Annotated in this window: 19 protein-coding genes and 1 tRNA gene; 14 read left to right on the top strand and 6 right to left on the bottom strand. The window is 59.4% G+C overall.

Annotation, left to right across the window (positions count from 1 at the left end; translation table 11 throughout):
- Positions 1–2: 2 nt before the first annotated feature.
- The gene (locus tag NXC24_RS09725; protein ID WP_199773546.1) at positions 3–299 is read right to left on the bottom strand and encodes a hypothetical protein; all 297 of its coding nucleotides are present in this window, start codon (positions 297–299) and stop codon (positions 3–5) included.
- A gap of 56 nt (positions 300–355) precedes the next feature.
- Here NXC24_RS09725 and NXC24_RS09720 point away from each other — a divergent pair, with 56 nt between their 5' ends.
- The 3 genes from NXC24_RS09720 (at position 356) to NXC24_RS09710 (ending at position 2,147) form a co-directional block, all read left to right on the top strand.
- Positions 356–829 carry a hypothetical protein gene (locus NXC24_RS09720; protein WP_104823087.1) on the top strand — a complete coding sequence of 158 codons (474 nt, stop codon included), beginning with the start codon at positions 356–358 and terminating at the stop codon, positions 827–829.
- Positions 826–1,980 carry a tyrosine-type recombinase/integrase gene (locus NXC24_RS09715; RefSeq protein ID WP_104823086.1) on the top strand — a complete coding sequence of 385 codons (1,155 nt, stop codon included), beginning with the start codon at positions 826–828 and terminating at the stop codon, positions 1,978–1,980. Before NXC24_RS09720 ends, NXC24_RS09715 begins: the two co-directional genes overlap by 4 nt.
- A 77-nt stretch (positions 1,981–2,057) precedes the next feature.
- Positions 2,058–2,147 (top strand) — tRNA-Ser (locus tag NXC24_RS09710).
- 264 nt (positions 2,148–2,411) lie between these two features.
- Here NXC24_RS09710 and NXC24_RS09705 read toward each other — a convergent pair.
- Positions 2,412–4,079: an arylsulfatase gene (locus NXC24_RS09705; RefSeq protein ID WP_104823085.1), complete on the bottom strand. Its 1,668-nt coding sequence runs from the start codon at positions 4,077–4,079 to the stop codon at positions 2,412–2,414.
- 279 nt (positions 4,080–4,358) lie between these two features.
- Between NXC24_RS09705 and NXC24_RS09700 the strand changes: the two genes are divergently transcribed.
- The 6 genes from NXC24_RS09700 (at position 4,359) to NXC24_RS09675 (ending at position 10,431) form a co-directional block, all read left to right on the top strand.
- Positions 4,359–4,982 (top strand): flavodoxin family protein, encoded by a 624-nt coding sequence (locus NXC24_RS09700; protein WP_104823084.1) that lies wholly within the window; start codon positions 4,359–4,361, stop codon positions 4,980–4,982.
- On the top strand, positions 4,975–5,847 hold the full coding sequence (locus NXC24_RS09695) for a sigma-70 family RNA polymerase sigma factor (protein ID WP_104823083.1): 873 nt from the start codon (positions 4,975–4,977) through the stop codon (positions 5,845–5,847). The genes NXC24_RS09700 and NXC24_RS09695 overlap by 8 nt, the downstream gene beginning before the upstream one ends.
- Before the next feature lie 248 nt (positions 5,848–6,095).
- Complete coding sequence (locus tag NXC24_RS09690) at positions 6,096–7,274, top strand: septal ring lytic transglycosylase RlpA family protein (protein ID WP_104823082.1); 1,179 nt, start codon at positions 6,096–6,098, stop codon at positions 7,272–7,274.
- A 71-nt stretch (positions 7,275–7,345) separates the two neighbouring features.
- Positions 7,346–8,560, top strand: coding sequence for a D-alanyl-D-alanine carboxypeptidase family protein (locus NXC24_RS09685; protein WP_104823081.1), 1,215 nt, complete (start codon positions 7,346–7,348; stop codon positions 8,558–8,560).
- A 153-nt stretch (positions 8,561–8,713) separates the two neighbouring features.
- Positions 8,714–9,397 (top strand): dTMP kinase, encoded by a 684-nt coding sequence (gene tmk / locus NXC24_RS09680; RefSeq protein WP_104823080.1) that lies wholly within the window; start codon positions 8,714–8,716, stop codon positions 9,395–9,397.
- Complete coding sequence (locus NXC24_RS09675) at positions 9,394–10,431, top strand: DNA polymerase III subunit delta' (RefSeq protein WP_104823079.1); 1,038 nt, start codon at positions 9,394–9,396, stop codon at positions 10,429–10,431. Before tmk ends, NXC24_RS09675 begins: the two co-directional genes overlap by 4 nt.
- Here the strand turns inward: NXC24_RS09675 and NXC24_RS09670 are convergent.
- Complete coding sequence (locus NXC24_RS09670; RefSeq protein ID WP_104825094.1) at positions 10,428–11,228, bottom strand: sulfite exporter TauE/SafE family protein; 801 nt, start codon at positions 11,226–11,228, stop codon at positions 10,428–10,430. The two genes, NXC24_RS09675 and NXC24_RS09670, sit on opposite strands and share 4 nt — an antisense overlap.
- 248 nt (positions 11,229–11,476) lie before the next feature.
- Between NXC24_RS09670 and metG the strand changes: the two genes are divergently transcribed.
- The 5 genes from metG (at position 11,477) to NXC24_RS09640 (ending at position 16,778) form a co-directional block, all read left to right on the top strand.
- The gene (metG, locus tag NXC24_RS09665) at positions 11,477–13,030 is read left to right on the top strand and encodes a methionine--tRNA ligase (protein WP_104823078.1); all 1,554 of its coding nucleotides are present in this window, start codon (positions 11,477–11,479) and stop codon (positions 13,028–13,030) included.
- A gap of 15 nt (positions 13,031–13,045) precedes the next feature.
- The gene (locus tag NXC24_RS09660) at positions 13,046–13,828 is read left to right on the top strand and encodes a TatD family hydrolase (protein WP_104823077.1); all 783 of its coding nucleotides are present in this window, start codon (positions 13,046–13,048) and stop codon (positions 13,826–13,828) included.
- Positions 13,829–13,832: 4 nt separating this feature from the next.
- A complete protein-coding gene (locus NXC24_RS09655) occupies positions 13,833–14,660 on the top strand; it encodes an MBL fold metallo-hydrolase (RefSeq protein ID WP_104823076.1) in 828 nt (275 codons plus the stop codon).
- Positions 14,657–15,148 carry a YbaK/EbsC family protein gene (locus tag NXC24_RS09650; RefSeq protein WP_104823075.1) on the top strand — a complete coding sequence of 164 codons (492 nt, stop codon included), beginning with the start codon at positions 14,657–14,659 and terminating at the stop codon, positions 15,146–15,148. The genes NXC24_RS09655 and NXC24_RS09650 overlap by 4 nt, the downstream gene beginning before the upstream one ends.
- A 208-nt stretch (positions 15,149–15,356) precedes the next feature.
- Positions 15,357–16,778, top strand: coding sequence for an ISNCY family transposase (locus NXC24_RS09640; RefSeq protein WP_104823073.1), 1,422 nt, complete (start codon positions 15,357–15,359; stop codon positions 16,776–16,778).
- 6 nt (positions 16,779–16,784) lie between these two features.
- Here the strand turns inward: NXC24_RS09640 and NXC24_RS09635 are convergent, their stop codons facing one another.
- The 3 genes from NXC24_RS09635 to NXC24_RS09625 all read right to left on the bottom strand — a co-directional run bounded on the left by NXC24_RS09635 (position 16,785) and on the right by NXC24_RS09625 (position 19,761).
- Complete coding sequence (locus tag NXC24_RS09635) at positions 16,785–17,522, bottom strand: hypothetical protein (protein ID WP_104823072.1); 738 nt, start codon at positions 17,520–17,522, stop codon at positions 16,785–16,787.
- Positions 17,523–17,852: 330 nt separating this feature from the next.
- Positions 17,853–18,929, bottom strand: a complete 1,077-nt coding sequence (locus tag NXC24_RS09630) for a D-alanine--D-alanine ligase family protein (protein WP_104823071.1) — start codon at positions 18,927–18,929, stop codon at positions 17,853–17,855.
- Positions 18,930–19,104: 175 nt separating this feature from the next.
- Positions 19,105–19,761, bottom strand: a complete 657-nt coding sequence (locus tag NXC24_RS09625) for a dihydrofolate reductase family protein (protein ID WP_104823070.1) — start codon at positions 19,759–19,761, stop codon at positions 19,105–19,107.
- Positions 19,762–20,028: the final 267 nt, after the last annotated feature.

Genomic DNA, 20,028 nt, shown 5'->3' with positions numbered 1-20,028 from the left:
CATCATGCGGCCCTTCCGATATTTGCGCGAAGGCCGAGCTTTTCGGCCAGCGGTGCGACTGGCACCACAATCCGACCACCAACCTTGATTGTCTGGAAATCGCCGGCTTTGGCGGCGTCATAAGACGCATTTCGGGCCAGGCCGAAAAACAGCTTTCCCGCCTCAGGGACCGAAATCGTCGGCTTCGAAAGTGCTTCCTCAAGTGTCACGTGATGTATACCTCCATCTAGCGCATAGAGCACAATCGGCATCACTTGTGCCGATTTTTGCAGGTTAACGTCATCGTAACGCTTTTTCAATACCCTCTTGTGCTGCTTGTGCCGTTTTTATATGTTCCTGAGGAAAAGAGGATCAAATGGTCAAACCCCGAGAAAATCGCGTTCCGATCATGATGTCGGAAGACGAGCTGAAAACGATTGATGACTGGCGATTTGGAAATCGTATCGCCACAAGGTCAGATGCCATTCGACGGCTTTGCCAGATAGGGGCTAGGTTCGATGCAAGCTCCAGCCAGCTATATCAGCTCTCAGGGACCGCTTGGGGCGATGCTATCGAATTTTTCAAGCAACTAATGAAATGGGACCCTAATGCGGACCAATCTGCTCCGGACATTGAAAGGCAATTAAAACAGCAGTTTGGAGAAGTTTTCTCAAAACAAATTGAGATTTTTTATTTAGTGAAGTCATTGACGATGGAGACCGCGTCGATGAAGAGCGCTGGCAATTTCATTGATGCGACTGCTGACGCGAAAGCTGCTTCGGAAAAGATCGCCGAAGGGCGGGCTGAAGCTGAAAGGCTCTTGGAAAAGATGCGAGAGGACCTGAAATGAAAGGCCATATCCGCGAACGCTCTCCCGGCAAATGGGCTATCGTGGTCGACGTGCCAGATCCCGAAACCGGCAAGCGCCGCCGCAAGTGGCACACCTTCCATGGTACCAAGCGGCAGGCGGAGACCGAGTGTGCCCGGTTGATCGCCGAACTTGACGGCGGCAACTACATCGAGCCGGCCAAGACGACGGTTCGAGAATATTTCGTTGAATGGCTGAAGCACGAGAAGGCGAACGTCTCGCCGAAGACGCATCAGCGCTACGAGGAATTGTTGCTGAAGAATGTCGCGCCGGTGCTCGGATCCATTACTCTGAACAAGCTCACTGCAGCGAAGATCGATGCCGCTTGGGGCAAGCTGCTAGAAAGCGGAAGAAGGGACGGAAAAGGCGGTCTATCGCCTCGAACCGTGCACCACTGCCGGCGCGTCATGCTCACCGCCATGGATCAGGCACTCAAGTGGGATCTCCTGAAAAAGAACCCCGTGGCGCTGACACGGCCGCCCAAGGTCGAGCGTGGGAAGATGGAGGCATACACAGCACCCCAGACAGCGGTGATGCTTGATGACCTACGAAAGAGTCGCGTGTTCGTGCCGGCGTTGCTGGCCGCTCTCTGTGGCCTGAGGCGAGGGGAGATACTTGCGCTGCGCTGGCGTGACGTCGATCTGGTCAACGCGGTCATTGCCGTCAGAGAGAGCGCAGAGCAGGTCGGGACCGAAGTCAGGTATAAAGAGACCAAATCGGGTAAGTCGCGCTCTGTTGCGCTCTCCTCGACCGTTCTTGAGGAATTGAAGCGGCATCGGCTCGCCCAGGCTGAGGAGCAGCTAAAGCTTGGCATGCGCCCAGGTGACGATTCGTTCGTGATCGCCCAGATTGACGGCAAGCCTTTGAAGCCGGTTTCACTCACCCACGAATGGACAAGGCTTCTGGCCAAGACCTCATTGCCACGCATCCGTTTCCACGACCTTCGCCACTCGCATGCAACGCAGCTCTTGGCGGCCGGCGTACATCCCAAGATTGCCAGCGAACGGCTAGGGCATTCGACGATCGGCATTACGCTCGATCTTTATTCGCACGTCATGCCAGGGATGCAGGCAAATGCCGCGGAGCAAGTTGACGCGGCGATCAAAGCTGCTAAAAAGCCAGCCGTCGAGTGATTGGGTAGCAAATCGGTAGCAAACGCTGATTTGCATCTTTCTTGAAACCGAAGAAAGATTAACCTTATCAATCACATGGAAGAGTGTCCGAGTGGTTTAAGGAACCGGTCTTGAAAACCGGCGTGCGGGAAACCGTACCGTGGGTTCGAATCCCACCTCTTCCGCCATCTCTCTCATCTAAATATTTGGAAATTATAGAATTTTTTCGATAAGCGTTGTGACGCTTATATGTTTCTTGCACCTGCACAGCTTTCCCTTCCGTCGCCGAGCAAGCCCTTGCCAAGGCAAGTTAAAATGGCGCAGCACGCACCCGTGCCCGATAAAGATACAATCTCCCATCTTCGATGACCCCGAGCAGCGCCGGCCAGTTAGCGCTCTGTTGGATCTCCTCCAGATCGCCCAGTCTGAGCGGTCTCCGCCCTCAACCGCTTTCAGTTCTTGCCCTCACCGGCCCGTTGCAGCTTCTCCAAAACTTGGTCGAGCGAGAAACTACCCGGCTTCTGCCGTGGCGGGAAGTCCACGTAGGTTTGCAAGTGCTGGGCCACGAAGGCCTGCGCCGGCACGAGGAGATATGTCCGGTCGAGGCGCCAGAAGTCGTATTCGCTCGCTTCATGTTCTGCGCGTTCGAAAGGATCAGCGCGCAGATCGAAAATCTTCGGCAGCCGCAAGGTGTCAAACGGCTCTTGCCACACGTCGAACCCTTCGGCCCGCTGTTCCATGAACAGAACCTTCCAGCGGTCATAGCGAATGGCGGCGAGATTTCCGTCGTCAGTCCAGAAGAAGTACTCCTTGCGCTTGCTCGGGCCGGTTCCGGCCAAGAGCTCGCGCTGATCGTAGCCGTCGAGATGGACCTTGAAGGTTTTGCCAGCCGCATCATAGCCGGTCAAAAGCTTTTGACTTACCTCGGGCTCGCCGGCAGCGGCCACGAGCGTTGGCACCCAATCTTCATGGGACACGATGTCGTTGATCTCGGTGCCTGGCTTAATGACGCCCGGCCAGCGCATCGCGCCTGGAACGCGGTAGCCGCCCTCCCAGCTTGTATTCTTCTCACCGTGGAACGGTGTGGTGCCGCCGTCCGGCCATGAGAATTCTTCTGCGCCGTTGTCGGTGGTCCACAGCACAATCGTATTGTCGGCGATGCCGAGGTCGTCGAGCTGCTTGAGAAGCTGGCCAACCATTCCGTCGAGCTCCGTCATTCCATCTGCCTCAAGGCCAAGGCCTGTCTTGCCGCTAGTCTCAGGTTTGAGGTGCGTGTGGATGTGCATGCGCGTCGAGTTGAACCAGCACAAGAACGGTTTGCCAGCCTTGTGCTGCCGGTCAACGAAGTCCATCGCAGCCGTCAGGAATTCCTCGTCGACGGTCTCCATGCGCTTCTTATTCAGCGGGCCGGTGTCCTCGATCCTCTGCTTTCCCACCCGGCCGAAGCGCGGATCCTCGGTCGGATCGTCCGTTTCGGTGGCAACGCATTTCAGCACGCCACGCGGTCCGAACTTCGCCTTGAAATCCGGGCTCTTCGGATAGTCGATATTCTCCGGCTCCTCCTCGGCATTGAGGTGATAAAGGTTGCCGAAAAACTCGTCGAAGCCGTGGACCGTAGGCAGAAACTCGTTGCGATCGCCGAGGTGGTTCTTGCCGAACTGGCCGGTGGCGTAGCCCTGCGGCTTGAGCAATTCGGCGAGTGTCGGGTCCTTGTCCGACAACCCTTCCTTTGCCGCCGGCAACCCGACCTTGAGCAAGCCCGTGCGGAAACAACTCTGGCCGGTGATGAAGGCGGCGCGTCCGGCTGTGCAGGATTGTTGGGCGTAGAGGTCGGTGAAGATCGCGCCCTCCTTGGCGATGCGATCGATATTGGGCGTGCGATAGCCCATCATGCCGCGATTGTAGGCGCTTATGTTCCAGTAGCCGATGTCGTCGCCGAAGATGACAAGGATGTTCGGCTTACCACCGGCTGGCTGCGCCGACGCAGTCCGGACGCCTTGCGCCGATGAGAGCGCCGCCGTGGCTGCTACGAGCGCGGTGCCGCCGAGTAAGACGGTACGCCGGCTAATGCCTTCGGGGACTTTTGTGTCTGGGCTGTTGGGATGTTCTGCCGTGTTCATGGTTTCCTCCCTCTCGCATGGTCCCAATCTCGCAGTGCACGTCCATGCGAGTAGATGAGATGCGAGAAAGACGTAAAATGGAAGTACGTTACAGTAACAACAGCTCAGACTTGGGAATACGCCGCCATGTCTGCATTGGCCGATGCAAGCAAGCTGCAGATCCTGCGTCTTTTGAGAGGATGGCAAGCCAATTACCGTCAAAAAAGTGCCAAGGCATGTCACAATCAGACCCCATCCCTTGTCATCTCCTTCGCAACACCATGTTCGAAGGAGATGACAATGACCCGGCAGCGTATCGCAATCGTCTATCATAGCGGCTATGGGCACACGGGCCGGCAGGCGGAAGCCGTGAAGGCGGGGGTTGATGAGGTCGAGGGCGTCGAGGCCCTGCTGCTCACGGTGGACAAGGTGGATCGCCACTGGGATGATCTCAATGCCGCGCAGGCAATCATCTTCGGGTCGCCAACCTATATGGGCGCGGTTTCCGCGTCGTTTAAAGCGTTCCAGGAGGCAACGTCGAATGCCGTTCTCGCCAAGGGTTATCTGTGGAAGGACAAGATCGCGGCCGGCTTCACCACCTCAGGGTCACGGTCCGGTGACAAGCTCTCGACGTTGATGCAGATGGTGGTCTTTGCGGCACAGCACGGAATGCATTGGGTTGGTCTCGATCTTCCGCCGGCGAACTGCTCTTCAACCGGCTCCGAAGAGGATATGAACCGTCTCGGCTTCTGGGTAGGTGCGGCGGCACAGGCGAACACGGATGAGGGCCCGGAGACCGCGCCGCCAGCATCCGATCTCGCTACAGCGCGCTATCTCGGGCGGCGTGTGGCGCTGACGACGCTGCAGTTCGTTCGCGGACGCCAAGCCGCGCCCCTCCAATACGCTCTGGCCGCCCATGAGTGAAACGCCCTCCGACCCGATCTTTTCCGAGCTGCGTCCGCGCCTCGTCCGGCTTGCCTATCGAATGCTCGGATCCGTGGCGGATGCGGAGGATATCGTGCAGGATGCTTCGCTGCGCTGGCTGGCGACTGATCGTGCATCGGTGCGTGAGCCGGCTGCGTTTCTTCGCACCATCGTCACCAGACTTTGCCTCAACGAGCTGAAATCGGCGCGTCGCCGCCGGGAGTCCTATGTGGGATCCTGGCTGCCAGAGCCCATCTTCGATCCGGAGGACGGCGATGCCGCTGATGATATCACCTTGCCCCTGATGCTGGCGCTGGAGCGTCTGTCGCCTCTGGAGCGTGCCGCCTTTCTCCTGCATGACGTGTTCGGCATGGATTTCGATGACGTTGCCTCGGCGATCGGCCGCGAAGCTCCCGCTTGCCGCAAGCTCGCAAGCCGGGCGAGGGCGCATGTTGCCGAGACCCGACCACGCTTTGCCGTCGGCAGAGAGCAGGGGCTGAAGCTTGCCACAGCCTTCTTTACGGCGTCGAGAACGGGAGACATGGCGGCTCTTCAAGCCTTGCTTGCCGAGGATGTCGTTGTCTATGCCGATGGCGGCGGCAAGGTACCGACATCGCGGCGGCCACACATCGGTCTCGCGGCCGTCATGCTGCTCCATGAGCAGTTGGCGCGAATTTTCCGCACGCAACCGTCGCAACTGATCCACTATGCCGTCATCGATGGCTTGCCAGGTTTCGTAACGGTAGAAGGCGGCAACGTCGCGCAGACGACCGCTCTACACATCGAGCAGGAAAAGATCGTTGCCATTTATTGCACGCGCAACCCGGACAAGCTGCAGCACATCATCGGCGCCATGGCTCATTAATAGTTGCACTTATCGGTCGATCGGCAACGAAACTGGCATCAAATGCGACCGCAGAAGCTGCCGCATTTTAACCATTCATTAACCATAATTTTCGGAAATACCCACATTCGCTCAAATCCGATCGCAAATTCGACAACATGCAATCATGATTAAAGTACCGTTAGGTGATTGAGGCGTAGCAGGATACCGGTTGAGGGATATGCCGGTGCATGCCTTGCCATAGTAATTTGATTAACGGCGTGGGACAGATGAAATTCGATAATCGTGCGGTGACATACGCAACGGGTATGCGTTGGTTTGCTCTCTCTCTGATGTGCGCCACCGTTACCGCCTGCGGAACCTCTCAGCAGGTTGCGACGAAGCGTCAGCATGGCAAGGAATATTTCTCCGAAAAAGAATACGGCGTTAAGGCGAGCCCGCGCGTTGCCTTCAATGGACCGATCCCGAAGGGCGGCGGTCGTTTCATGGTCGGCAATCCCTACGAGGTCAAGGGCCAATGGTATTATCCCAAGGAAGATTATGCCTATAACAAGGTCGGCATCGCCTCCTGGTACGGCTCGGCCTTTCACGGACGCCTGACCGCAAACGGCGAAGTCTATGACCAGCAGGCGCTCACCGCCGCCCATCCGACCTTTCCGCTGCCGAGCTATGCGCGCGTCACCAATGTCGAAACCGGTTCCTCCATCATCGTGCGCGTGAACGATCGCGGCCCTTATCATCCCGGCCGCATCATCGACCTTTCCAACAAGACGGCGCAGCTCCTCGATCTGCAGCATAGCGGCACCGGCGACGTGCGCGTGCAATATGTCGGCCGCGCCCGCATGGACGGCCACGACGATCCCTATCTGATGGCCTCCTACATTCCGAAGGGCTCGCGCCTGCCGAGCATCAATCCCGGCGGCCAGATCGCAACGGGCGTAATGGTCGCTTCGAATGGCCGCATTACCGCCGACCAACTGCCGGATTCGGACAATATCCGCCAGCCCAGCCGCCAGCAGCGCAGCTTCAACACCGCGAGTGCTGCGCCGGCGCTTGCGCCGATCCCGCAGCAATCGCCTTATTCGGCAACCGCCTTTGCCGGCTCCACGCCGACAGCGTCCTATAGTGGCAACAAGCGCAACAATCCGCCGCCGATGACCTGGAACGGCGGCGCCATGCCGTCGGTCGATCCTGCCGAGCCAACGCTGGTCGTATTGCCTACTATTGGCCCCATTCCCTACGAGCGTCCGGATTTCGCACCGGGCATGGCGAGCCTTGATGCGCCGTCGCTCGCCTCCACGGTCGCTGCCTACCAGGAAGCACCGGTCAAGACAGTCTACGTCAATCTCGCTTTCGACGCTGTCATGGTGCGCAATGACGGGCTGACGCAGGAGTCGATCCTCTCCGCCTATCACCGTCAGCATCAAGCTCAAACGCAAGTCGAATAATCGGCGTCATTGCCTGAATCTTCACCCCTGGGCTAATATGATTTCGGGGTCGAACGGATTGGGGAGCCGGCATGTTGAGACGCCTGTTTTTCGCGTTTTCCTTCTTCCTTATCGGAATTGAGTGCCTGCCGGCCGTCGCCCAACAGGCGCCGGCGCCGGCTTTCGACACCAAGGCCGCGCAGGCCTTCATGATCGAAGCCTCCACCGGCACGATCCTGCTTGCCAAGGATGAGAATCAACCGATTTCCCCGGCCTCGCTTGCGAAGCTAATGACCATGGATGTCGTCTTCGATGCAGTCGGGCGAGGGGAGATTTCGCTTGATACGGAATATCCCGTTTCCGAAAACGCCTGGCGCAAGGGCGGTGCACCGTCGCGTGCATCGACCATGTTCGCCGCCCTGAAATCGCGCGTGCGCGTCGGCGATCTGATCCAGGGCGTCGCCGTGCAGCAGGCCAATGACGGCTGCATGATCCTTGCCGAAGGCATGTCCGTGAATGAAAAGGAATTCGCCCGGCGCATGACGGCGCATGCGCGCGAGATCGGCATGCCGAGAGCGGTCTTTACCAATTCGACCGGCCTTCCGGACCCTGACGACCCCAATGACGGCAGCAAGATTTCGGTGCACGAGCTGGTGACGCTGGCACAGGACCTGCAGGAGAAACACGCCGATCTCTACAAATATTTCGGCCAGGCGGATTTTACCTGGAACAAGATCTACCAGCGCAACCGCAATCCGCTGCTCCCCCTGAACATCGGCGTCGACGGCCTCGGCACCGGCTTTACCGAGGGCGAGGGCTATTCGATCGTCGCCTCCATCCAGCGCGGCGGCCGACGGCTGTTCCTGGCGCTCGGCGGCTTGAAAACGGACAAGGAACGCACCGAGGAAACCCGCCGCGTGCTGGAATGGGGCCTCAGCAACTTCAAGAGCCAGCGCATCTTTGCCGATGGCGAGGTGATCGGCGACGCCAGCGTCTATGGCGGCGCGGAGTCGACGGTCGGCCTCATCGCCAAGGTACCGGTCGATGTCTATGTGCCGCTCAACAATCCCGACCGCCTGTCGGCCCGCATCGTCTATCGGTGGCCGCTGACGGCACCGGTCGCCGTCGGCTACGAAGCGGGAACGCTCCGCGTCTTTTCCGGCGCACGGCTGTTGCGCGAATTGCCCCTCTATACAAAGGATGCCGTCGCCCAGGGAACGCTCAGCAGCCGCGCTTTCGATGCTTTCATGGAGCTGACGGAATCGCTGCTGTTCTCCTGGCTTTGGGACACCCCGACGTCGACTTGATTGTTTCCCGCCTCGTGAATTCCCTTGTTTACAGCCTATATAGAATGTCAGGCTCAGATGCTTTGCGTGGTTTCACGAGCGCGCATCTTGAGTTAAACAGGGCACACGTCACGCTACGGCAAAAATGCGGAAAACAAGTGCAGGACATGATCATTGGCTGATGCAACCGGATTGTTCGTGAGCTTTGAAGGCGGGGAAGGGGCCGGTAAATCGACCCAGATTCGCCGCCTGGCGGAACGGTTGCGCGGGCTCGGTCATGACGTCCTGGTGACGCGCGAACCGGGCGGCTCGCCGGGGGCGGAGGCCGTACGCCATGTGCTGCTTTCGGGCGCGGCGGAAATGTTCGGCACGCGCATGGAGGCGATCCTGTTCGCCGCGGCACGCAACGATCATGTCGAAGAGGTCATCCGCCCGGCGCTTGCGCGCGGCACGATCGTGCTTTGCGACCGCTTCATGGATTCCTCGCGCGTTTATCAGGGCATAACAGGAAATCTCGAACCTGATTTCATCGAGGCGCTGCAGCGTGTCGCGGTCAACGGCGTGGTGCCGGACTGTACGCTGATCCTTGATATTCCCGCCAAAATCGGCCTGGAGCGGGCCCGCAAGCGTGCTTCGGCCAGTGCCGCACCGGATCGCTTCGAAAAAGAAGAAATGCAGACGCATGAGAAGCGTCGGGAAGCCTTTCTCGATATTGCCGCGCGCGATCCGGGCCGTTGTCACGTCATCGATGCGCAGCGCTCCGAAGATGCCATTGCCAATGAAATTGCCAGCATAGTCGAAGAACGGCTGACATCGGCAGACGATATGCCGTCCATCAGACCGGAAGTGGCGCAATGAGCGAAGATCGGCCAGGGGTTCTCGATGGTGCGATTCCGCCCCAGGATAACACCCGTCTCTTCGGCCACGAGGAGGCGGAAGCCTTCCTGTCGCAATCCTATCGCTCGGGCAAAGGTCACCATGCCGTCCTGATCGAGGGGCCAGAAGGCATCGGCAAGGCAACGCTTGCCTTTCGTTTTGCCAATCATGTTCTGTCTCATCCCGACCCCGCCATGGCGCCGGAAATGATCGGCGACCCCGATCCGGCTTCCGCCATCAGTCGGCAGATTTCCGGCGGTGCCTCGCACAATCTCTTGCATCTTGCCCGTCCCGTCGACGACAAGACCGGAAAGGTAAAGTCTGCGATCACTGTCGATGAGGTGCGCCGCGCCGGCAAGTTCTTCTCACAGACCTCCGGCACGGGCAATTGGCGTATCGTCATCATCGATCCGGCCGATGATCTCAATCGAAGCGCTGCCAATGCCATATTGAAGATCCTCGAGGAGCCACCGAAGCGGGCACTGTTCCTCGTGCTGTCGCACGCGCCGGGCAAGCTGCTGCCGACCATCCGCTCGCGCTGCCTGCCACTGAGGCTGACGCCGCTGAGCGACGATGCTCTAGGGAACGCGCTTGCGCATCTTGGTATCAGCCTGTCGCCGGGGCAGGGTGCGGACCTGCTTGCCGCGGCCAAGGGGAGCGTCGGCGAGGCTCTGAAACTGCTGAACTATGGCGGTGGCGAAATCGTTGCGGCCTACGAGCAGGTCATCTCAACGGATGGGCCTGCGGCGCGCCGGGCAATGCATCGCCTCGCCGATGCCTTGTCGGCGAAGGAAAGCGACACGATCTTCGGATTCTTCGTGTCCCATATCGGCGACGACATCATGGCGCGGGCGAGGGCGGCGGCGCTGGAGGGACGCCTCACTGTGGCCGAAAGACTCGCTCGCCTCTATTCTGACGTCACCGAGCGGCTCACCGTATCGCAGGCCTACAATCTCGATCGCAAGCAGACGATCATCACGATTCTCGGCGAGCTCAAGCAGCAGCTTTCCATTTAGGGAAAGAGTAATTTCCAGGCGACGATCATCAAGGTGACGGCAAGCACCGTCCTGATTATCCGTTCGTGCAAACGCGGCGCCAGCAGGCTGCCGGCAACGATGCCGGGAACCGAGCCGAGCAGCAGTGCAAACAGCATCGTCCAGTTAATCTCGCCGATGAACCAGTAACCCATGCCGCCGATCAATGTCAGCGGTACGGCATGGACGATATCCGAGCCGACGATCTCGCGCACATCGAGATGCGGATAGAGCACCAGCAGCACGGTGACGCCGAGCGCGCCGGCGCCGACGGAGGTCATGGTGACGAGGGTGCCGAGCACAAAGCCAAGGACGAGCGTCAGCAGCGCGATGCTACGCGGCGAAAGCGTCCCGCGCTCGCCTCGCCATTTCCGGATGGCGCTCAGCACCTGGCCGCGAAAGATCAGCATCAACGACGTCAGAAACAGGAGACAGCCCAGGGACACCGTGATCGTATGGGCAACCGCCGGACTCTCGCGATTGACGCCCGCCATGATCCACAGCATCGCAAGCGCGGCGGGCACACTTCCGGAGGCGAGCAAGCCCACCACTTTCCAGTTCACCCGCCCGTGCATGCCATGAACCGCGGTGCCCGCGGTCTTGGTGATCGCGGCATAAAGGAGGTCCGTGCCAACGGCGGTGGCCGGATGCACACCGAACAACAGAACCAGCAATGGCGTCATCAACGACCCGCCACCGACGCCGGTGATACCCACCAGCATGCCGACGAAGAAACCGGAAAAGGAATAAAGGGGTTGAAACGCGGCCGGAAAAATCAAAGCCACGGCCCCTTCAAGCCGTTGGACAGGCTATTAAAAATGGAAATAGTATTCACGGCGGTCCCTGTCCTGCGCTTTTGTTTTCTGAAGGGGTAAAGCCGGGGCTGGATCGAGTCAAGCGAGGACGTCCACGGAACGTGGAATGCTGCGAGCGCGAAACTTGGTGTTTCACTCCCAGCAAACATGCGCTAAAGCGAGCGAGTGCAAGAATAACAATGACGAAACCGTAAACCGGACCATTGCCTGATATGACCGACAAGACCCCGTTCTACATCACCACTGCGATCGCTTACCCCAACGGCAAGCCGCATATCGGCCATGCCTATGAGCTGATTGCCACCGACGCCATGGCGCGCTTCCAGCGGCTGGACGGGCTCGATGTCTTTTTCCTGACCGGCACGGACGAACACGGCCAGAAGATGCAGCAGACGGCGCGCGCCGAAGGCCTGACGGCACAGCAGCTAGCCGACCGCAATTCGGACGAGTTCCAGGCCATGGGCAAGCTGCTCAATGCCTCGAATGACGACTTCATCCGCACGACGCAGGCCCGCCATCACGAGACCTCGCAGAACATCTGGAACCTGATGGCCGATGCCGGCGACATCTACAAGGATTCCTATGCCGGCTGGTATTCGGTGCGCGACGAGGCCTATTACCAGGAAAATGAGACCGAGCTTCGCGCCGATGGCGTCCGTTACGGGCCTCAGGGCACGCCGGTAGAATGGGTGCAGGAGGAGAGCTACTTCTTCAAGCTCTCGGAATACCAAGACCGACTGCTGAAGCACTACGAGGAGAACCCCGATTTCATCGGTCCGGCCGAGCGCCGCAACGAGGTGATCTCTTTCGTCAAATCAGGCCTCAAGGACCTGTCGATTTCACGCACGACGTTCGACTGGGGCATCAAGGTGCCGAACGATCCCGCCCATGTCATGTATGTCTGGGTCGATGCACTGACGAACTACATCACGGCGACCGGCTATATCGAGGACCGGAACAATCCGCGGGCGAAATACTGGCCGGCCGATGTGCACATCATCGGCAAGGACATCATCCGCTTTCACGCCGTCTACTGGCCGGCTTTCCTGATGTCGGCCAAGCTGCCGCTGCCGAAGCGCGTCTATGCCCATGGCTTCCTGCTCAACAAGGGCGAGAAGATGTCGAAGTCGCTCGGCAACGTCGTCGATCCGGTCAATCTGGTGAACCATTTCGGCCTCGACCAGGTGCGCTATTTCTTCCTGCGCGAAGTCTCCTTCGGCCAGGACGGCAGCTACAGCGAAGAGGCGATCGGCACCCGCATCAACTCCGATCTTGCCAACGGCATCGGCAATCTCGCCAGCCGGTCGCTCTCGATGATCGTCAAGAATTGCGACGGCAAGATCCCAGAATGCGGAGAGCTGACCGACGTGGACAAGGCGCTGCTGGCGCAGGCCGATGCGCTGCTGGCCTCCACGCGCGAGGACATGGGCAAGCAGCTCATCCACCGCGCGCTGGCTTCGATCATCGCCGTCGTCTCCGAAAGCGACCGCTATTTCGCCGGCCAAGAGCCTTGGGCACTGAAGAAGACCGATCCGGCTCGCATGGCGACCGTGCTCTACGTTACCGCCGATGTCGTCCGCCAGATCGGCATTCTCTTGCAGCCCTTCATGCCGGAGTCTTCTGCCAAGCTGCTGGATCTGATCGCTATTCCCGCCGACAAGCGCGATTTCGCGGCGCTCGGCGAGGCCGGCCGCCTTATCCCCGGAACGCCCTTGGAAGCGCCCAAGCCCGTCTTCCCGCGCTATGTGGCGCCGGAAGTCGAATAAGGTTTTTCTACTGCCATGTTGATCGATACGCATTGCCATCTGGATTTTGCCGACTTCGCGGAGGAACGCGACGCGATCGTCGCGCGCGCCCATGAGGTTGGCGTCAAGCAGATGGTCACCATCTCGACCAAGGTCAGAAAGCTCGATGGATTGCTTGCGATAACAGAGCGCTATCCCTCGGTTTTCTGCTCGGTCGGCACGCATCCGAACAGCGCCGACCAGGAACTGGATATCCAGACGGAAGACCTTGTGCGGCTGGCAAACCAGCACGAGAAGATCGTCGCGATCGGCGAGGCGGGTCTCGATTATTTCTACGATACCGTCAAGCCGGAAGATCAGAAGACCGGCTTCCTGCGCCACATCGCGGCCGCACGCGAAACGAAGCTGCCGCTGGTCATTCACAGCCGCAGCGCCGATGAGGACATGGCCGCGATCCTGACCGAGGAAACAGGGAAGGGGGCCTTCCCCTTCATCCTGCATTGCTTCTCCTCCGGCCCGGCCCTCGCCCGCACCGGCGTCGAGCTTGGCGGCTATATTTCCTTCTCCGGTATTCTGACCTTCCCGAAATCGGAAGAGCTGCGCGAGATCGCCAAAACGATCCCGCATGACCGGCTGCTGGTCGAGACGGATGCGCCATACCTTGCGCCGAAGCGCTGGCGCGGCAAACGCAATGAGCCATCCTACGTCGTCAACACAGCCGAGGTGCTGGCGGATACGATCGGCGTCAGCATGGACGAGATCGCAGAGATCACCACCCAGAATGCGTTCCGCTGCTTCTCCCGCATGACGAGGGTCTGACGGCGTGACACACCGGCGGCGCTTCACCATATTGGGCTGCTCGTCGTCGCCGGGGGTGCCGCGCATTACCGGCGATTGGGGCGCCTGCGACCCGAAGAATCCGAAAAACCGGCGCACGCGTGCTGCCTTCATGATCGAGCAGATCGCGCCGGATGGCGGCATCACCACCGTCGTCGTCGATACCGGCCCGGATTTTCGCGAGCAGATGATCCGCGCTGGCGTCGGCTCTGTCGATGCGGTGCTCTATACGCACGCCCATGCCGACCATATTCACGGCATCGACGACCTGCGTGGTTTCTTCCACAATTCGCATGAGCGCATTCCGATCTATGCCGATCAGCCGACCATGGACCGCATCCGCGAGGGCTTCGGCTATTGTCTGGAGACGCCGCCAGGCAGTAACTATCCGCCGATCGTCCGGCCGATCATCATCGAAAGCCTGGACAAGAGTTTCACGGTCGAAGGGCCGGGCGGTCCGATCAGCTTCTGGCCGCACAGGCAGCAGCACGGCGACATCCACTCGCTTGGCTTTCGCATCGGCAGCCTTGCTTATTGCAGCGATATCAGCGACTTCCCAGCGGAATCTGTCGAGAGAGTTCAAGATCTCGACGTCCTGATCATCGATGCGCTGCAATACCGGCCGCATCCAAGCCATCTCTCGCTGGAACAATCGCTCGCCTGGATCGAACGGCTGCAGCCACGCCGCGCGATCCTGACGCATATGCACACACCACTCGACTACGCGACCGTGCTTGCGGAAACACCTGAGAATGTCGAGCCGGCTTACGACCAGATGCGGATCGAACTCGATGTGGAGGATGATGATCTATGAGCGAGGACAGCAAAAAGCTTTCAAGTCTGGAACGCGTCGAACAGGCGGCCCGCGATCTCGGCCTCGACATCGTCATCAAGCGCATGGAGCAATCGACCCGCACAGCCGAAGAAGCGGCCAAGGCGGCCGGCTGCGCCGTCGGCCAGATCGTCAAATCGCTGGTCTTCGTCAATGCGGAGACCCACGGCCTGACGCTGCTCCTTGTTTCCGGCGCCCACAATGCCGATACGGCATATATCGCGACCACTTGCGGGCTGCGCCTCAAGCGCGCCGACATCGACCGCGTCCGCGACGAAACCGGCTTCGCCATCGGCGGCGTCGGCCCGATCGGCCATCGTGTGAAGCTGCCGGTTTTCATCGACGAAAGCCTGTTGGGCTACGACCAGGTTTGGTGCGCAGCAGGACGGCCAGACAGCATCTTTGCTTGCGATCCCAAAACCTTGGCCGAGAAGACCGGAGCCCAGATCATCCGCGTAAAGGCGGCTTGAGGCGAGTTCAGCTCACTCGCCTGATATCGATTTTTGTTCCATAATCTATCTTATCTGACTTTCGTTTGTAGCGGCTATTTAGTAATGCGACAGTTGGGCCAGTTAGAGATGCGACAGTCTCGCCTCTCGACGTTCTGGTCAATGCCAAGGTTGGGAGCAAGGATGACGACCTTCAGCCTGGTCGAGACCATGAGCGGTCGGAGTCGTCATGTCCTGTTTGATCACTATGTCGCAGAAAGAGTTGCATCGCCTCGAAGTCATCCAGAAGATCCGTGACGAACGCCTGAGCGTTGTCCAGGCTGCCGAACTGCTCGACCTCAGTCGAAGTCAGGTGCATCGGCTGCTGCAGGCTTATGACCTGGATGGTCCAGCCGGGCTCGTTTCGAAGAAGCGATCTCAACCGAGCAACCGGCGTCACAGCGAGGAATTTCGCAATGCGGCGCTGGATCTGATCCGCGAACGCTATCTGGATTTCGGCCCGACGCTGGCGCGTGAGAAGCTGATCGAGCTGCACCGGATCTCTGTCGCCAAGGAGACGCTGCGGCAATGGATGACCGAGGCTGGTATCTGGGTCTCACGCAGAGAACGCAAGAAACGGGTTTTCCAGCCACGCGGTCGACGTGATTGCTTTGGCGAACTGGTGCAGATCGATGGCTCGCATCACTGGTGGTTCGAGAACCGTGGGCCCAAATGTGCCCTGCTCGTCTATATCGATGACGCGACCGGCAAGCTGCTACATCTACGGTTTGCCGGATCGGAGAACACATTCGACTATCTGCACGCGACCAAGGCCTATCTGCAGCAATGGGGCAAACCGCTGGCCTTCTACAGCGACAAGCACGGCGTCTTTCGTTCGACCCATGCGTCGGAGAAGGACCGGACGAGCGGCCTGACACAATTCGGCCGGGCGCTCTATGAGCTGAACATCGACATCATCTGTGCCAACACCCCGCAGGCCAAGGGCCGGGTGGAACGTGCCAACCAGACATTGCAGGATCGGCTGGTCAAGGAGATGCGGCTTCGCGGCATTGACACGATCGAGGAAGCCAACGCCTATGCACCTGAGTTCATTACGGATTTCAACGCGCGTTTCGGCAAACAGCCGCGCAATCCGAAGGACATGCACCGGCCGTTGGCCGATCACGAGAACCTTGATGGCGCCATGTGCCGCAAGGAAGTTCGCACGCTGTCGCAGGCTTTGACGCTGCGCTACGACAAGGTGCTGTTCATTCTCGATCCGACCGACGTTTCCAGACCCTTGGCCGGCCAAAAGGTGATTGTCTGCGATTATCCGGACGGTCGTCTCGAGATCATGCACGAGAGTTTTGCCCTACCCTACAGAACCTTTGACAAGCTGCGGTCGGTCCATCGGCCGGAAGTCGTCGAGAACAAGCGTCTGGACGACATGCTGTCGATCGTCGCCGAGATGCAGGCTGGACGAGAACAGCAACGGAGCAAGAGCGGCCCTCGCCGCACCGGGCAGACGGATCATATGTTCGGCATTCGGGACGGCAGCACGGCGAACGGCTATCAGAAGCGTGGCCGCAAGCCGAGGACAGATTACATGAACGATCCCGCGGTGATTGCCCGGCGAGAGAAAGCGTTATTGAGGCAACCAGCGGCGGAATAAAGATCGTCAGTGCACGCCGATGTCGCTTTGCGTATCTGATTCCAGCTGCAGGCAGGCGGACCAAAGCGGCGTCTTATGGAAGGCTCCGTCTTGAAGAAGCGTGAGCCCTTCTCGTGCCTCATAAAGCAGGCCCAGCCAGCACAGGCGCCGCAGGACACCATATTGGAGATCGGATTTGAGCTCCCAGGCTTCCAGGGTCATTTCGGTGTCGGACAGAGGTGCCATGTCTGGATAGAGGATTTTTACAACGTCCAATGGCGTGCAGCCCTCTCTCGCCTTGATATTGAGAAGATTGAGGAACATGCGCCACCAACCTAACCGAGCTTGGACCTCTTCTTTGCGCTCGGTGGCGTGGACATAGGAATAGAGATAATCCGTGGCGACGAGATCGAAGAAGGCCTGCGGGTTCATCAGGAACTCGCGGCCACGTCTGGTTGGCAGCAGCACATCCTTTTTCCGGCGAAGAAGCTTCAGATGGCGGGTCATGTCCCGCACGACCCAGAGCGGCGGCATGTCGTTTTCGTTCAGCACTTTGTTCATGCTGTAGAGGTCTTCGGCCGTGAAGTCGGGCCAGAGGAAGTTCACAGCGGCCCAATGCACGAATTTGCGGTTCATGGCGCCGGTCGCCGTCAATCCTATGCCACCCTCACCGTCAGCATAGGCAACGGACAGAAGCATGCCGCGAAGAAGAGGTGACAGCGCGGCGACATCGACGTCACCTTGCAGGTTGATTTCCGGAAGCATCGTGCGGCTTCGATCCCTATCCGCCCCATGCGGTGTAGAGGAGTATCAGCCGACGACAGAACAATTGCTACTGAGAAAGCTAAAGTCGAAGGGGAGCGTTATCACCCGCCCCCGCTCCGCCCTTTCAACCCGGCCCAGCCGGTCGGATCGGGGGCTACCGGCAGAACCAGTGGCGCATTTCTAACTGGCTGAACACGTCGCTCCTCTAATCAGCTTTGACATCGTTTGTAGCTGGGAACGTTCCAGTTCGAACTGCAACAACGTTCTTCCCTCCTTAGCTTGCCGCCGCCGCAGAAATTCAGAAATTTCGCAGCGGCGCCGCACTATGACTTATCGCGCGGCGCGTGCCAGCCCGTGCGCCACAAGCCGGTCGATGGTCTCCGCATAGCTGATGCCGCTCGCCGCCATGGCTTTGGAATACATGCTGATATCGGTGAAACCGGGAATCGTGTTGATCTCGTTGACGAGAAACTGCATGTCCGCGGTCACGAAGAAATCGACGCGCGCCATGCCATCGCAGCCAACCGCCCGGAAGGCATTGCCTGCCGTCTCGCGGAGCCGGCGCTCGATCTCCTCCGGCAGCTCAGCCGGCACTTTCAAAGCCGCGCCGTTCTCGTCGATATATTTTGCGTCGTAGCTATAAAAACCATGACTTTCTGCCGGCACGATTTCGCCAGGACGCGAAACGAAGAGATTGCCTGCCGTATCCTCCAGCACGCTGCATTCGATCTCGCGGCCTCGGATGAACTCCTCCGCAAGCAGCTTGCGGTCATGCTTGAAGCCTTCCGCGAGCGCTGCTTCATATTCACTGGCCGTCATAACCTTGCTGACGCCGACCGACGATCCCTGACGCGCCGGCTTGATGAACACGGGCAGTCCGAGCATGCGTTCGAGATCGGCGAAGGAAGGCGCGCCGGTCTCGTGAATGGTGACTCCTCGCGCCGTAGCCAGACCTGCTTGGTTCAGCAGCCGCTTGGCGATGTCCTTGTCCAGCGCAACCGCCGAACCGAGGATACCGCATCCGACAAGCGGCACCCGGGCGACTTCGGCAAGCCCCTGGGACGAGCCATCCTCGCCATGCGGCCCATGCAGGACGGGAAACAGGATATCGATCTTCGGCAGGTCGCGGGGGCTATAGCCAGCCGGAATCGCGATCATCCGTCCGCGCCCACCGGGCACAAGACAGACTTCTGTCCCGCTCTCCGGCGTCGACAGTTTGCCGTCCTCGAAAGAGCTCAGGAGCCACTTTCCCTCGCGGGTGACGAAGATGGGCACGGCATCGTATTTGGCCGGCTGCAGGGCACGCATGACATTCGTCGCAGACAGCACCGAGACGTCGTGCTCGGCGGAACGCCCACCAAAAAGCACGGCGATGCGCAGTTTCGAGGATGCCGCGGCGTCTGTCATAAATGTTCTCCGGAATGGTTCGGGTTGCGAGGTCGGGAGCCAATCGCAACGCCACGATTGGCGAAAATGCGGTGGCGAGCTGCATCCTCATCTCCGATGTTTCCGGCTGAAGTACGGCAAAGTCCGCCATGCCCGACGGACGCGGGTATGGCGGGATGGTGCTATCATCTGCAGGCTATTCCAAGCTCTGACGGCGCCGGATCTCGGCCTCAGACGGGGCCTGCTGGGCAAAGGAACCGGTCTTGACGTCACCGGCTGGCTCGTAAGTCGCCATGATGACGCCGCTCGGGAAGGATTGCGAGCGGATGAGTTTCAGCGCGGCCGGAACCGTTCCCTCGGCGAACAGCTTTTTGCCCTTGCCAAGCAGCACAGGGAAGGTCAGCACCGTATATTCGTCGATCAATCCGTGACGAAGCAGGGTCTGAATAAGGTTGCCGCTCCCCTGGATCAGGAGATCCGGCCCCTCGCCTTTCTTAAGCTCGGTCAGCGCTGCCGTAACGTCAGTTCCGAGCGATTGGCTGTTGTTCCAATCAAGCCTGATATCGCCGCGGGTCGCAACATATTTGGTGACCTTGTTGAACAACACGCCGATAGAGTCATCTTCGCCGGCATAGGGCCAATAAGCAGCAAAGATATCGTAGGTCTTGCGGCCAAGCAGCAGGTCGAAGGGCTTGCCGAATATCTGGCCCAGGGCTGAACCCGTCGCTTCGTCGAAATAGGGAAACGTCCAGCCACCGAACCGAAATCCGCCGGTCGGATCCTCCTCCGGAGCGCCCGGCGCCTGCATGACCCCGTCGAGGCTGATGAATGTGGCTGCGATGATCCTGCGCATGATGTCCTCCTTGAGTTTGGGTTTGTCGATCCGAGGACGTTTCTCTCCAGGTGAAACCGACAGACGCTTGAAATTTTTGTCCGAAGCTTTTCAGGTCCGAGCTCGAATTGCGCCGCGCGACACAGTCGAATACCGCCCATCGCCGAACACGCAATCTAACGCCCAGGTGGCACTTGTGACCATTTGACTCTTGAATGACGGTCCGGAATCGGCGACATTCGTCCTACCAATATTCCCTTTGCGATCCGAACCCGATTTCGGGCCCGC

It is taken from the genome of Rhizobium sp. NXC24, from assembly GCF_002944315.1.
In the GTDB taxonomy this organism is placed as follows: Bacteria; Pseudomonadota; Alphaproteobacteria; order Rhizobiales; family Rhizobiaceae; genus Rhizobium.
The sequence above is the reverse complement of the archived record's forward strand: the minus strand, read 5'-3'. Positions and strand labels throughout refer to the sequence as shown.

What these genes read in the sequence shown, in the direction of transcription:
- NXC24_RS09640 (WP_104823073.1), top strand. Translation starts at nt 15,357, where the DNA reads ATGTCCTGTTTGATCACTATGTCGCAGAAAGAGTTGCATCGCCTCGAA.
- NXC24_RS09685 (WP_104823081.1), top strand. Translation starts at nt 7,346, where the DNA reads ATGTTGAGACGCCTGTTTTTCGCGTTTTCCTTCTTCCTTATCGGAATT.
- NXC24_RS09690 (WP_104823082.1), top strand. Translation starts at nt 6,096, where the DNA reads ATGAAATTCGATAATCGTGCGGTGACATACGCAACGGGTATGCGTTGG.
- NXC24_RS09715 (WP_104823086.1), top strand. Translation starts at nt 826, where the DNA reads ATGAAAGGCCATATCCGCGAACGCTCTCCCGGCAAATGGGCTATCGTG.
- metG (WP_104823078.1), top strand. Translation starts at nt 11,477, where the DNA reads ATGACCGACAAGACCCCGTTCTACATCACCACTGCGATCGCTTACCCC.
- NXC24_RS09705 (WP_104823085.1), bottom strand. Translation starts at nt 4,079, where the DNA reads ATGAACACGGCAGAACATCCCAACAGCCCAGACACAAAAGTCCCCGAA.
- NXC24_RS09660 (WP_104823077.1), top strand. Translation starts at nt 13,046, where the DNA reads ATGTTGATCGATACGCATTGCCATCTGGATTTTGCCGACTTCGCGGAG.
- NXC24_RS09720 (WP_104823087.1), top strand. Translation starts at nt 356, where the DNA reads ATGGTCAAACCCCGAGAAAATCGCGTTCCGATCATGATGTCGGAAGAC.
- NXC24_RS09675 (WP_104823079.1), top strand. Translation starts at nt 9,394, where the DNA reads ATGAGCGAAGATCGGCCAGGGGTTCTCGATGGTGCGATTCCGCCCCAG.
- NXC24_RS09695 (WP_104823083.1), top strand. Translation starts at nt 4,975, where the DNA reads ATGAGTGAAACGCCCTCCGACCCGATCTTTTCCGAGCTGCGTCCGCGC.
- NXC24_RS09635 (WP_104823072.1), bottom strand. Translation starts at nt 17,522, where the DNA reads ATGCTTCCGGAAATCAACCTGCAAGGTGACGTCGATGTCGCCGCGCTG.
- NXC24_RS09630 (WP_104823071.1), bottom strand. Translation starts at nt 18,929, where the DNA reads ATGACAGACGCCGCGGCATCCTCGAAACTGCGCATCGCCGTGCTTTTT.
- NXC24_RS09700 (WP_104823084.1), top strand. Translation starts at nt 4,359, where the DNA reads ATGACCCGGCAGCGTATCGCAATCGTCTATCATAGCGGCTATGGGCAC.
- NXC24_RS09650 (WP_104823075.1), top strand. Translation starts at nt 14,657, where the DNA reads ATGAGCGAGGACAGCAAAAAGCTTTCAAGTCTGGAACGCGTCGAACAG.
- NXC24_RS09625 (WP_104823070.1), bottom strand. Translation starts at nt 19,761, where the DNA reads ATGCGCAGGATCATCGCAGCCACATTCATCAGCCTCGACGGGGTCATG.